Annotated in this window: 9 protein-coding genes; 3 read left to right on the forward strand and 6 right to left on the reverse strand. The window is 58.7% G+C overall.

The annotated features are described in order from the left end of the window. Positions 1–5 precede the first annotated feature (5 nt). Positions 6–1,031 (reverse strand): polysaccharide biosynthesis/export family protein, encoded by a 1,026-nt coding sequence (locus tag PW792_04890; protein ID MDE1161268.1) that lies wholly within the window; start codon positions 1,029–1,031, stop codon positions 6–8. Then, the gene (locus PW792_04895) at positions 1,028–3,025 is read right to left on the reverse strand and encodes a polysaccharide biosynthesis tyrosine autokinase (protein MDE1161269.1); all 1,998 of its coding nucleotides are present in this window, start codon (positions 3,023–3,025) and stop codon (positions 1,028–1,030) included. The genes PW792_04890 and PW792_04895 overlap by 4 nt, the downstream gene beginning before the upstream one ends. A 379-nt stretch (positions 3,026–3,404) precedes the next feature. Between PW792_04895 and PW792_04900 the strand changes: the two genes are divergently transcribed. After that, a complete protein-coding gene (locus PW792_04900) occupies positions 3,405–4,808 on the forward strand; it encodes a UDP-glucose/GDP-mannose dehydrogenase family protein (protein MDE1161270.1) in 1,404 nt (467 codons plus the stop codon). A gap of 33 nt (positions 4,809–4,841) precedes the next feature. Beyond that, positions 4,842–5,798, forward strand: a complete 957-nt coding sequence (locus PW792_04905) for an SDR family oxidoreductase (protein MDE1161271.1) — start codon at positions 4,842–4,844, stop codon at positions 5,796–5,798. A 71-nt stretch (positions 5,799–5,869) separates the two neighbouring features. On the opposite strand, the gene PW792_04910 is transcribed toward PW792_04905, so the two are convergent. The 3 genes from PW792_04910 to aceE all read right to left on the reverse strand — a co-directional run bounded on the left by PW792_04910 (position 5,870) and on the right by aceE (position 11,347). Beyond that, a complete protein-coding gene (locus PW792_04910; GenBank protein MDE1161272.1) occupies positions 5,870–7,861 on the reverse strand; it encodes a capsule assembly Wzi family protein in 1,992 nt (663 codons plus the stop codon). 23 nt (positions 7,862–7,884) lie between these two features. Further along, on the reverse strand, positions 7,885–8,565 hold the full coding sequence (locus PW792_04915; GenBank protein MDE1161273.1) for a thiamine pyrophosphate-dependent enzyme: 681 nt from the start codon (positions 8,563–8,565) through the stop codon (positions 7,885–7,887). Positions 8,566–8,674: 109 nt separating this feature from the next. Then, positions 8,675–11,347 carry a pyruvate dehydrogenase (acetyl-transferring), homodimeric type gene (gene aceE, locus PW792_04920; GenBank protein MDE1161274.1) on the reverse strand — a complete coding sequence of 891 codons (2,673 nt, stop codon included), beginning with the start codon at positions 11,345–11,347 and terminating at the stop codon, positions 8,675–8,677. Positions 11,348–11,466: 119 nt separating this feature from the next. On the opposite strand from aceE, the gene PW792_04925 reads away from it, so the two are divergent. Beyond that, entirely contained in the window at positions 11,467–12,300 is an 834-nt protein-coding gene (locus PW792_04925) for an alpha/beta hydrolase (protein MDE1161275.1), read from the forward strand. Between the two features lie 12 nt (positions 12,301–12,312). Here PW792_04925 and argJ read toward each other — a convergent pair whose 3' ends face one another. Beyond that, entirely contained in the window at positions 12,313–13,530 is a 1,218-nt protein-coding gene (gene argJ / locus PW792_04930) for a bifunctional glutamate N-acetyltransferase/amino-acid acetyltransferase ArgJ (GenBank protein MDE1161276.1), read from the reverse strand. Positions 13,531–13,747: the final 217 nt, after the last annotated feature.

Here is a 13,747-nt window from a genome sequence, read left to right on the forward strand (position 1 = left end):
GCTACCTATCGAGCGATAGTCATGGCGGAGATTGCGATAGAAACCGCCGAGAGGAGCACACCTAGACCACCGCTCGTTATGGCTACCTTCAATGCGCTACTTGGCAGGAAGACGATATCGTCGGCTTGCAGAATGGGGTCGGGAACGCGGCCGTAAAGTACATCCTTGATGTTCAGGTTGACAACCGTGCGCTGGCCGTTGACGGTACGAATGAGGCGGAGCCCATCGTACTTTGCGGTAGCCGCATCCGCCCCGCCAGAAAGCGCAGTTGCCTGCATGAGGGTGAGCTTATGATCACCGCTCAAAGGCAGGATGCCTTGCGCCTTGAAGGAACCCACCATGTAAACGATGCCCGCACGGTTGATGAAGACACTGTCACCTGGTAGCACCGGAACATTGGCGGCCGGGCTGGTGTAGGGGTTGTTCCCCATATCCAGGACGATTGCCTTGTCTACCCCCGGGCGGTTGATCGTGACAATGTGGCTGGCGGTAGTAGGCAGGCCACCGGCGGCGATGATGACATCGATGAGGCGACGGCGGCTCAGGACTGGAATAACGGCGTTGGTTTCGCCATAAACCGTCGCGTTGGAGTTCGGGCTTTCGAGCAGATTGATCGTAACGATCGGGTGACGGTAGATACCCGCCTCGACCAGTCGTTCCGCTAGCAGTTGCTGTGCGTCATCAATGCTTTTGCCCTTCAGCGAAACCTCTCCGACTAAAGGGAAGCGCGCGGTAGCGGCTTCGTCCAACCGAAGGGTGACAGGGTACTCCTGCCCAAAGATGGTCACACTGATCAGATCGCCGGGTGTGAGGTGGTAGTCCGTGGGAGAGGGGTAGAGCAGGGCTCGATCCGTGGTGATGACATTCAGGTTCGAGCGCTGTTGCTGTTGTTGCAGTCCCAGAGCCGCGCGCGAGTTATTGTTTAGCGTGCCCGCGGGCAGAGTGCCGGGAGTCGTCAAGCCTGATTGCGCTACCGCAATGGAGCAGGCGGAGAGCAGTAGCATCGCGTGCAGAATGTTGGTTTTCTTCATCGCGAGCGCCCTTCCTTGGATGCCTTTTCAGCGGTCTCGTTTTGGGTGTCCCAGGCGGCCTTCTCGACGCCTCCTGAGCCATAAGCGGAGTAGCCGGAGTAGCCATAGTAGGCATAATACTCAGGCGAGTTGAGGTCGACGGCATTTAGAGCCAGACCTGCCATTCTCGCACCGACACGTTCGAGCAAGTCGCGGCTACGGCGGATGGCCTGTCGCGTGCTCTTGCCATGGCGAACGATCAGAATCACGGCATCGGCATCGCGAGCCAGAATAACGGAGTCGGTAACGGAAAGCAGTGGCGGGGAGTCGAGCACAATGTGCGTGTACTGCCCGCGAACTTTCTTGAGCAACTCATGCATGGCGTTGGAGCCGAGCATTTCTGTTGGGAAGGGAGGGACCGGTCCAGAAACGAGGATATCCAGGGATGGCATATCCGAACTGGTTTGTATAGCTTCTTCTAAGGTAGAAGCGCCAGCCAGGACAGTTGTAAGGCCAATCTTGGCGTTGAGGCCTAGGCGATGGTGAACGCTCGGGCGGCGCAGATCCGCATCGATGAGAAGCACGCGTACCTCGCGTTGCGCCATGACAAAGGCAAGATTCAACGCTGCAGTCGTTTTACCTTCGCTTGGAGTGGAGCTGGTCAAAAGGACTAGCTTTGGTTCTCCACCCAGGGTCGAAAGTAACAGGCTTGTACGCAGTGCGCGGAATGCTTCCGCAAACTGGCTTCTAGGTGAGTTCAGAACCCCAAGATTGCGGTAGGCCGGTGACGCCGAGGCTGCTTCATTCGCGCGTCTGGCTCGTGGGATAAGAGCCAGCGAGGGCAGCCCCGAGATGCTTTCCAACTCAGAAACGGTCTGAATTCCAGTGTCGAGCGAATCCACGATGAAGACCACAATTAAGCCGACGATCGTCAATACCAGAAAGTTGATCAGCATGACCGTTGAGGCCCGTTCCATCGACGGATTGACGGGAGCGTGTGCGTAATCGACGATATCGATTTCTGTAGCTTCCAGGCCAGCCTGGATACCTGCGGAGCGAAGCCGATCGTTCAGGCTTTCATACAGGGTACGGCTGGACTCAAAGTCACGCTGCAGGAGCGTGTATTGGAGGAGATCGTCGCGCAGGCGATAAGCATCAGCTTTTTCCGACTCAAGGGCAGAGCGAGTTCCATTCTCATCGGCACGGGCAGCGGAGTATTCTTCGTGCGCCTGGATCAGCAACCGCTTTTGTTCGTTATCTATCTGAACAGTTAGTTCGTTAATCTCTGCCTGCACCGCCTCGACACGGGGATTCTTCGGGCCGAGGTCTGTCGAGATCTGTGCCAGCTGTACGCGAGCTTCCTCCCGCTGGGTGCGAAGTTGAGTCAGAGGTGTCGCCGCTGTGGTTCCCCTGGTCGCAACATCGATAGTGGTATCGAGTGCACCGGGATCCATTTTGTTCAAAATCTGGTAGCGCGATCCTGAAAGGATGCGGTGGATTTCAGCCTCACCAACCGCGTGGGTCAGCATGTCGAGGTTGCTGGCGATCTGGTTTTTGGTTGGATCAAAGCCCAGAACGCCGATTTTCTTGCCAAGCTCAATCACTCGAGCCTGTGAATCTTCGACCTTGTCCTTCAAATCTCCGAGTTGTCCCGAGAGGAAATCTGAAGCACGCTTGGTCGCATCGAAACGCGTTTGCATGCTCCGACGGATGTACTCCGTCATCAAATGATTGACGATATCTGCCGACAGTTTGGCGTTCAGCGTCTGACCGCTAATGCTGATAATGTCTGTTTTCGGCACACTTGTGACATTGATGGACGAATCGAGCATTCCGACAATCGATTCGCGTGTCGCCGGATCGTCCAGGCTCGCATGTTTCATCGGCCCTTTGGCGTTCAGAAACTCGCGGTTATTTGCCAAATCAAGGTCGCGGGCAACGCTCAGCAGCAAAGTCTGGCTTTTCAGAATAGCTATCTGCGTGGCCGTGCTGTAGCTCGTATCGCCACCACCCATGCCTGCGGCCGCATGTGCTGCTCCCGACCGCAGAGCACTGGAGGAACCACCGCCGATTTCCAATGTGCCCGAGGCCTCGTAAACGCGAGGTCGTTGCTTCACCCTGTATCCGCCGAGCAAAAGGCCTACAGTGCAAAAAGCTGCGAGTATCCACTTACGCTTGCGAAGCGTCGCGATGGCTTCTACCAAGCCGCTATCGTTTGGGGCGGGGTGCAGACTTGCAGCTCCAGAGCGAGGGGCGACGGAGGCTGGCGTCTGAGGTTGGTGTGGCTCGGGGCTCATTGTGATCAGTTTACGCGATATTTCTCACGGCAGACGGCGCGCTAACAGCCGTAGAGTTTAGGCTAGTGAAAAGTCTTGTGGAGAGATGCCCTAGCCAATGAGTACTCCGATTCAAATTGCCGTTGTCGGTTCTGGTTACGTCGGTCTTGTCGCCGCCGTTTGTTTTGCTGAAATGGGTCACAACGTCGTTTGTGTCGATAACGACCAGCGCAAGGTGGATGCATTGCGCGGTGGCGATACGTTGATTCATGAGGAGCACCTTCCTGGGTTGCTTCGTCGTCACGGCAACAAAGGCGTGACATTTACAACTGATCTGGCGGAAGCGACGCAGAATGCCGCAGCTATCTTTATCGCTGTGGGTACCCCGCAGTCGGAGACCGGCGATGCAGATCTGTCGTATGTCGAGGCTGTTGCCAGCGAAATTGCTCGTCACATGAACAGCTATAAGGTGATCGTAGAAAAGAGCACCGTGCCTGTTTACACCAACGAGTGGATTCGTCGCGTCATCGAGCGCAATGGTGTTCCGCGCGAGATGTTCGATGTGGTGTCCAACCCTGAGTTCCTGCGTGAAGGCACGGCTGTCGAAGACTTTCTGCATCCCGATCGCATTGTTGTGGGCGCAGACTCGGAACGCGCTGCCGCTGTTCTGGGAAGCATCTATGCTCCTCTTACAGATGGCAGCTACTACAAGGCCGCTGAGCCGATTCCCGGTGTTTGTAGCCAGGAGTCACCGGCGCCGATCCTCTTCACGTCGACGAAGAGTGCAGAGATCATCAAGCATGCTTCGAATGCGTTCCTTGCACTGAAGATTTCGTTCATCAATGCTGTCTCCAACCTTTGCGAAGCAGCTGACGCCAACGTGGAGCAGGTCGCTCATGGCATTGGCCTCGACTCCCGCATTGGTCCGAAGTTCCTGCGCCCGGGCATTGGCTACGGTGGCTCCTGCTTCCCGAAGGATGTGGCCGCGTTCCGCTCGGTGGCTGATCAGATGGGCGTGGATTTCAGCCTTCTTACGGAGGTTGAGCGTATTAACGTCTCGCAGAAGAAGCGCTTCCTCGCGAAGGTTCGCTCTGCGTTGTGGACGCTTCGTGGCAAGCGCCTCGGCGTGCTCGGACTCGCGTTCAAGGGCGAGACGGACGACATTCGTGAGAGCCCGGCTATCGATCTCTGCGAGATGCTGCTGAGCGAAGGCTGCCAGATTGTGGCCTATGACCCTGCGGCGATGGATCGTGCCAAGGAAGAGTTGAAGCCGAGCGCGCAGATGTCTTATGTAGGCAGCATCCAAGAAGCGGCCACCGATGCGGATGCTCTGCTGATCCTTACGGACTGGTCAGAGTTCAAGACTGTCGACCTGGATATGCTGCAGAAGTCGTTGCGTTACCCGATCGTCATTGACGGGCGCAATCTTTTTGAACCGCGGACGATGGCTGAGGCCGGTTTCACGTATTTGAGCGTGGGGCGTCCCGCCGCAAATCCTTTCCGTGAACGCACGAAGGCCTAGGCCTTCGTGCCTTGGTCTCTTGGGAGAATTCATTTGAGTCAACCGCTGATTCTGGTTACGGGAGCCGCAGGCTTCCTGGGATCGCATCTGTGCGATGTACTGCTGGCCGAAGGGAACGATGTTCTCGGAGTGGACAACCTTGCCACAGGTAGCCTCGCCAATCTGGAGCACGTGAAGAACGAGGCACGTTTTCGTTTTGAGCAGGCTGACATCTGTCAGCCGTTCGACTACGGTCACGTGGATTATGTCTTCAACCTGGCTTCGCCGGCCAGCCCTGTCGACTACATGCGTCTCGGGATCGAGACGTTGCAGGTCGGCTCGGCGGGTACGATCAACACGCTCGAAGTCGCAAAGAAGTACGGCGCAGGCTATCTGCATGCGTCGACTTCGGAGTGCTATGGCGACCCGGAAGTTCATCCGCAGGTAGAGAGCTACTGGGGCAATGTGAATCCGATCGGACCGCGGTCGGTGTATGACGAAGCGAAGCGCTTCTCTGAAGCTGCTGTGACGGCGTACAACCGCTATCACAACGTCAACACGCACCTCGTACGTATCTTCAATACGTACGGCCCGCGTTTGCAGGCTAACGATGGCCGTGTCATCTCGAACTTCATGATGCAGGCTCTTCGTGGCGTGCCGTTGACGATTTACGGCGATGGTAAACAGACTCGTTCGTTCTGCTACGTCTCGGATCTTGTTGCGGGCATTGTGGCTCTGTCGAAGAGTGCGGAGCACCTGCCGACGAACATCGGCAACCCCGGTGAGTTCACCATGATCGAGTGCGCGCAGGAAGTCCTTGCGCTTACCGGATCGAAGAGCGAGCTGACCTTCCAGCCGCTGCCTCAGGATGACCCCAAGCAGCGCAAGCCGGATATTACTAAAGCGAAGAGCCTGCTTGGTTGGGAGCCTAAGGTTCCTCTGCGTGAGGGCCTTGCGAAGAGCCTGGATTACTTCAAGGCATGTGTTGCTCGCGAAGCTGACGCAAAGTAAGCTTCACCTCCAACGACAAGGGCCGCAGAGATTTCTCTGTGGCCCTTGTCGTTGGAGGCTGTTCGGAGTGCTTATCGCAGCTTTCCGTCCATCCCCGTCTTTCTTAGTTTCGGGTACCAGGTGAACTGTGCTGCCACAATGAAGTTGTTCTGTTGATTCGGCTTGTAGAGCGCGGTGCCGGTATAAGGAATGGCCGCGCCAGGATTGGTGGATTGATACACCGGTGCCTTCCAGCGTTCGTATTGCACCCATCCATCCAGCTCGAGATTGTGGCCCAGGCGCTTTACGACTTCGCCTTTTATCTGGCTCTGCGTTACGCCGCCAGAGATAAAGTCTTTCGGCGCCTGCTTGGTCATATACATCATCTGGACCCACTCATTGCCGCTCAGATGGTAGGTCAGCCATGCCTGGCCGCCCTTCGCTTCACGGCCAACCCAGTCACCCATGATGAAGCCTTTGTTCGTGTATCCCTGCAGTTGGACAATCTCGTAGTAGTTGAACTGTCCACCTTGCGACCGCAGTGTCGAGGTGTCGGTTGATGTTGCTTCCACGCGCAGATCAAGCCTTGGAATGCCTGGTACATGCGAGAGGTAGATGCCTGGCCGATAGGCCGCACGCCGCGGCGCGGAGATGGGGGTCACGTCATCATGCGCGATCGTATCGACGTACAACGTCATGGAGTGGCGCAGAAACGGCAACCGATAGCTGAAGTTGAACGTCGAGTAACGAGCACCCGGATCGTTCCGTGAGTACTTCTCTGCGGATGTTGTGTCATTGATATCGAAGAAGCTCTTCAGGAACGTGTGAATCGTAATGGGGGAATGGCCTTTGCCGCCCCAGATCACCGTACGTTCAAAGCCGAACTGAAAGTTGGACGAGGGTTGGAACTCAAACATCTCTGCATGGACCCACGGATCATTTGGTGAGGTGTGTCCCTTGAGCGATCCGACAAAAAAGTCATAGCGCAGTGGCCCCAGCACATGCTTGATCAACGGGATGTACATTGGCTCGACGCGGTTAATGCGGAAAGAATAGATGTTTTCTGCATTGTTAGACCACGCCATGGCTCCGCCGTAACCCGGCCCCATCCATGCATCCGTTTTGCCAAACGAAATTTCATGCCCTGCTGCATGGAATGAAATAGCTGCTTCCTGCAGACGGAAATTATTCTGAGAGCCGGTATTGCCGTAGGGAATCGTGTCCTGAACATAGGTTGCCGGCATAGGGCAGCCCGTCACATAGTCGTTGCAGGAGAGTTGGCTCGCGACAGCGTAGGAGTATCCGGGAATGGACGGTGCGTGCTGATACTCACCGCGCACATGCAGCGAGAAGCGCCACCACTCGTTGGTCGTAGAAAATCCGGTAACGTTGTTGAAGCCTTCGCCATAGGGGCGACCGTAGTCGTTGTACTGTGATTGCCCAAGGTGATAGCTGTCGCGAAGAGTCAGGCCGTTGATGCCGGAGAGTCGCGTGTAGAACTTATCGACGCCATAAGTCGCGCCCCAGTTCTCTTGTCGATCGGCTTCGTCGGCTAGATACTCTTTGAGCTTTGCCAGGATTTCGATCGCTTGCTCATTCTGTTCGCTCATCACCTTTGGTTCGGTGAGCTGCAGCATGTGTAGCAGGGAACGCCGCGTCCACGGGCGCATGGCAAGAAACGCTGTGTCCAGGTAGCCCAGGGAGTAGAGGCGCATGGCCATCGGGTACACGGGCGAGTCGACAGGGATGTACGCGCTACCGAGGTGATCCTCGGTCGTTGGAGGAAGTGGCGCGTACGGCGCGACGGAAGGCACTGTGGAAGCCGGGATCGGTTGCGGAACCGCTGCCTGTGCAGGTGCCTGCTGCACGTCGTTCTGCACTGGCTGGCCTTTCGGGGAGGCATAGCCGGGCAGATAGGGCGCAGGGACTTCCTTCGTTGTGGACGAGGTGGGAACGCTCGCAACAGGAGGGGCTGGCGGGGTAGCGGGAGCCTGAGCCGCGGCGAGCGTCGCGGCGACAAAAGGAAGCCCAGAAAATGCACAGAGGCGCGCATACCGGCGGAGAGAATGCCCAAAGGCTGACATGCTCTCAGTGTACCTGCGCGAAGTTACTGAGGCCGTGAGATGTTGCGTGCCGCAAGGTACCGCTTCAAACGTCCCAAAGGTGTTTGCGATGGCGTCAACTTTGTGGCTGCTGGCGTGACCACGGCCCAGATTACGCAAGGACCGAGCGTTGTGCGGCCGCGCAGTGTAGCTTCCTGCATGGCTCGATACATCGCCACGGCATCGTCGCCGTCCACCGTGAGAATCGGCATCTGCAGCTTGCGGCAGAGCGTTTCCAGCGCGGGCCACGTCAACGCCTTGCTGGCTGCTTTGCCTCGGCCTGCGGTGGCGTCAACGACGCAAAGCACGAACGGCAGGCGTTCCGTCTGCGCGATCGTCAGCGCATCCTCCCAGCCTTGCGCCTTCTCGCCTGCGGTCGTGTAGGCGAGCGCAATGCGGTCGCCAGTCAGTTGCAGGCCGCGCGCTGTAGCGGCTGCCAATGGCAGTCGCGTGGCCTCGTCGGCATAGCTTGCGGGGCTTTTGCGTGCAGGTCCAAGCAGCTCTGCCGGCTTGTCGCTCAGCGGCGACGAAAGATAGTCGCCTGCTTCCAGATGAATGGTCGTCGCGGCCAGTACGGCTTCGCGGCCAAACGGTGTGCGCTGCTTTTTCTCAAGCACGCGTGCGCGGGACAGAATGGTGAAAAGCTCCTGGAGCTTGCGGTGGGGAAGCAGCGGATTTTCAGCCAAGCGAAGCGACTCCTGCGACGTACGAGATGATGTGCCTAGAGTACACGTTCCCGGGCAAAGGAAAAGCCGCTTGCGAAGAAGCGGCTTTTCCTGCGGGCAATGAATCAGGCTAGGCTTTGGCTGCGCCGGACCATTCCGTGTTGATGTTCAGTTCGGCAAACGCTTTCTCGGCAACCTTGGGCTTCACGACGCCTTCGCGAACCAGCTTCGAGAGCGAAGCGGCCACGATCGACGGAGCATCCACCTCAAAGTGGCGGCGGAGGTTTTCGCGGTTGTCCGAGCGGCCGAAGCCGTCCGTGCCCAGCGTAACCAGGCGCGAGCCAAGCCACGGAGCAAGCCCGTCGGGCATCGACTTCATGTAGTCGCTCGCGGCCACGATCGGCCCCTTGGCTTCGCCAAGAGCTTCGACGATGTACGGCTTCTTCTCCGCAGCCGCCGGGTGCAGGCGGTTCCAGCGCTCGGTGTCGAGCGCATTGCGGCGAAGCTCGTTGTAGCTTGTCACCGACCATACGTCGGCCGCGATGCCGTACTTCTCCGCAAGAATTTCCTGCGCCTTCAGCACCTCGTTCAGGATCGGGCCTGCACCGAAGAGCTGCATCTGCGCGGGCTTGTCCGCAGCCTTGAACTTGTAGATGCCGCGCAGAATGCCTTCGCGGAGCTTGCCGTCAGCGTCCTCGGGCATTGCCGGGTTGATGTAATCCTCGTTGTACATCGTGATGTAGAAGAAGCAGTTTTCGCTGTTCTCATACATCCGCTTCATGCCGTCCTGCACGATGACGGCGAGTTCGTAGACATATGCCGGATCGTAGGTGACGCAGGTAGGAATCGTGCCTGCGAGCACATGCGAGTGGCCGTCCTGATGCTGCAGGCCTTCGCCGAGCATCGTCGTACGGCCCGCGGTGCCACCCATCAGGAAGCCCTTGCCGCGCGAGTCTGCAAACGCCCAGGCCATGTCGCCGATGCGCTGGAAGCCGAACATCGAGTAGTACAGGTAGAACGGCACCATCGGAATCTTGTAGTTGGTGTACGCCGTTCCGGCAGCGGTGAAGCTCGCCATCGAACCAGCTTCCGTGATGCCTTCTTCCAGAATCTGGCCGTTCTTTTTCTCGTTGTAGCCGAGCAGCATGTCCGCGTCGTGCGGCACGTACTTCTGGCCTTCCGGGGCGTAGATGCCGACAGCCTTCATCACCGATTCAAAGCCAAACGTACGGCCTTCGTCCGGGATGATCGGCACGATCAGCTTGCCGATCTCAGGGTTCTTCAACATGCCGTTCAGCATGTTCACAAAGCCCATCGTTGTTGAGATCGCGCGGCCGTTCGATCCAGCCAGCCAGGTCTTGAAGAAATCAAGCTGTGGGGCCTTGAACGTCGACTCCGGCACTTCGCGCTTGGGCAGGTAGCCGCCTAGTGCTACGCGGCGCTCATGCAGGTACTGAAGAGCCGCGTCGTCAGCAGCAGGACGGTAGAAGTCTGCGTTCTCGGCTGCACCAGCTGGCAAGGGGATGTTGAAACGCTCGACGAAGAGCGCCATGTCCTTGTCGGAAAGCTTCTTCTCGGAGTGGGTGGCGTTGCGGGCCTGTGCGGAGGGCATACCGTAGCCCTTGACCGTGTGCGCCAGGATGACCGTGGGGCCGCCCTTGTGCTCCATCGCACGCTTGTAGGCGTTGTAGATCTTCGAGGGGTCGTGGCCGCCACGGTGCAGGTTTGCCAGTTGCTCGTCGGTCTTATCTTCGACCAGCTTCAGCAACTCCGGGTACTTGCCGAAGAACTCGGCGCGCAGGTACGCACCGTCCTTGGCCTTGAAGCGCTGGAAGTCGCCGTCGACGCACTCTTCCATGCGCTTGAGCAGCAGACCCTGGTGGTCGCGGGCGAAGAGTTCGTCCCAGTCCGATCCCCAGATCACCTTGATGACGTTCCAGTTTGCGCCACGGAAGGTGGCTTCGAGCTCATCAATGATGCGAGCGTTGCCGCGTACCGGGCCGTCGAGGCGCTGCAGGTTGCAGTTGACCACGAAGATCAGGTTGTCGAGCTTCTCGCGAGAACCCAGAGAGATTGCGCCGAGCGTGTCGACCTCGTCGGTCTCGCCGTCGCCCAGATAAGCCCAGATCTTGCGGTCGGTCTTCTCGATCAGGCTGCGGTTCTCAAGGTACTTCATGAAGCGTGCCTGGTAGATCGCGTTCAGCGGGCCGATGCCCATGGAGACGGTGGGGAACTGCCAGAAGTCCTGCATCAGCCACGGGTGCGGGTAGGAGCTAAGGCCCGGCGTGTCGCGCAGTTCGTGGCGGAAGTTCTTCAGACGCTGCTCGTCTAGGCGGCCTTCCAGGAAGGCGCGGGAGTAAACACCCGGCGACGCGTGGCCCTGGAAGTAGACGAAGTCGCCCGGCTGATCGCCGTAGGAGGCGCGGAAGAAGTGGTTGAAGCCAACTTCCAGCAGCGTGCACTGCGACGAGTACGTCGAAATATGGCCGCCAATGCCTGCGTCGTACTTGTTCTGCTTGTGCACCATGGCCATGGCGTTCCAGCGCAGCAGGGCCTCGATACGGTTTTCCTTCTCGCGATCACCCGGGTAGGGCACCTCGTCGTGCTTCGGAATTGTGTTCAGGTACGGTGTGACCACGTCGCCTGTAGCGGGGACACCGGCTTCGCGGGCGCGCGAACGCAGCGTCAGCAGCAGGTCGGCCGCGTGTTCCCAGTCATGTGCCACGACCTCGTCAAACGCTTCAATCCATTCGTGAACTTCGGCGATCAGGTCGTTCTTTACGGCTTCGTCGAGTGCTGCCATGTGTCGGGTGCTCCAATGGGGAGGGTTATGCAAATTCGCACTGCAAGGATAAATGCCGCTTATGACAGTGCGCCAGTCTGGACATCCGATACTCGGTCCCAGGCGTCTTCTTACATAGTATGGACGTACTTTCGCGCACGCCACCAGCTTCGGACCACCGTCTTGTGTATTCCAGCGGCGATCCTCACTTCGGAGACCTCTGGTTACCTGCAAATTTGAAGACAGGGCAGCGTGTTCCTGTCGTCGCGTTTTTCCACGGGGGATGGTGGAAAGCTCAGTACGATCTTGCCTACGCAGGCTTTCTTGCCGATGATTTGCGTCGTCAGGGCATCGCCGTCTGGTCGATCGAATATCGTCGGGTGGGCAATGCTGGTGGTGGTTGGCCGGGAACGTTTCAGGACTGCGCCGCTGGTTTCGACTACCTGAAAACTCTTGCCCAGGCGTACCCGCTCGATCTGGAGCGGGTCGTCGTCAGCGGACACTCCGCGGGAGGGCACCTTGCCTTCTGGATAGCTGGCCGCCATCATCTACCGGAAGGTTCCCCGGTCTATCTGCCACGACCGGCGGTTGGCGTTCACGCTGCTGTTTCGCTTGCCGGGGCCGTCGATCTTCGCCTCACCTGCGACCTCGCCAGCGGGGAGTTTGCGCACGACAAGCGGATGGTCGCCGACCTGATGGGCGGTTTGCCTGCGGAGTATCCTGAACGCTTTGCAGCCGGAAACCCGGGCGATCTTCTTCCCCTCAGCGTGCCGCAGTGGCTTCTGCAGGGCACGCTCGATGACCAGATTCCGCCTGACCTGCCGCGTCGCTGGGCGGAGAACGCTCATCGTGCCCACGACGCTCCGGTCAGCGTTCAGATGCTCGAAGGGGCCGACCACTTTGACGTGGTCGACCCCGAGAGCAAACATTGGCCAGTCGTAGCGGCCACGTTTCGTAAAGCTTGTTTTTCGTAGTTCCGCGAAGGCCTAGGTGGAGTAATCCGCGTTGATCGAGACGTAATCGTGCGTCAGATCGCAGGTCAGGAAGTCGGATGCGCCCTCGCCCTCACCAAAGTCGATGCGGATGGTGAACTCGCGTGCGCTCATCGCCTCGTGGCAACGGGCCTCGTCGTAGCTTGTCGATCGTGTGCCGTACTCAAAGACGGGCAGATCACCGATATGCACGGTCACCTTCGCTGGATCGAACGCCACGCCAGCCTTGCCCGCTGCGGCCAGAATGCGGCCCCAGTTGGGATCGGCCGAACTCCACGCCGTTTTGCAGAGAGGCGAGTTTCCGACAGACTTCGCCAGCGTGCGTGCTTCTTCGTTGCTGCGCATTCCTGTCACGGCGAGGCGCACGACGTGGGTTACGCCTTCGCCGTCGTCCACGATCTGGAACGCTAATGACTTAGTCACCTGCTGCAGCGCCGCGGCAAACTTCTTCGCAACGTCCTCGTCAGCCTCTACGCCACTCTTGCCGCTGGCCAGCAGCAGTACTGTGTCGTTGGTGGAGGTGTCGCCGTCGATGGAGATGGCGTTGTAGCTGTCTTCGACAGCCGGTTCCAGCATCGCCTGAAGGTCCTCCGCACGCACGGCGAGGTCGGTAAAGAGGTAGCTGAGCATGGTCGCGTGCGGCGGCCCCAGCTGCGGGCCGATCATACCCGCGCCCTTCGCGCAGCCCCACAGCCGTACGGTCTTGCCGTCGTGCTCAAAGCTTGCTTCGGCGGTCTTCAGCTTCGTGTCGGTGGTCAGAATCGCTGTTCCGAACGCCTCGGCGTGCTGCTGTGAGCTGCCCAGCGCAGCCTTTGCTGCGGGAACCGCGGCGACCAGCTTTTCCACTGGCAACGGAACGCCGATGATGCCTGTTGAGGAAGGGAAAACCTCATCGAAGACGCAGTCAAAGGCGTTGGCGACGGCGATACAGGTCTTCTGCGCGGCTTCGAGACCGTGGTCGCCGGTGCAGCAGTTCGCGTTGCCTGCGTTCACGATCACGGCGCGAACCTTGCTGCCATTGGCGGCGAGATGCTGGCGTCCAACGATGACAGGCGCGGCGACGACCTGGTTTTTCGTAAACATGACTGCGGCTACGGCCGGTTCATCGGCCACAGCCAGCGCAACATCGGGCTTGCCGGAAGCCTTGATGCCGGCGGTAACGGAGGCCCAGCGGAAGCCGAGCGGAAGTTGTGCGGGGGAAGAAGTGCTCACACGAAGATTTTACTGGTCGCGGCGCCGAATGCGAATCCAGAGCCGTTTCATCTGATATGCAATATCCACCAAAACAAGAAAGGCCAAAAGGGCCGCGCCAATGGCGCCCAGGTTGCTCACCCAGGTTGCTCACCCAGGTTGGCGTAAATCCGCAGCATAGCCAGCCCGGTGGGCAGTTTTGTTGCGCCCGATAGGTCACGGCAAGCTTCCAGAGGAA

The organism is Acidobacteriaceae bacterium, assembly GCA_028283655.1.
Taxonomy (GTDB): domain Bacteria; phylum Acidobacteriota; class Terriglobia; order Terriglobales; family Acidobacteriaceae; genus Granulicella.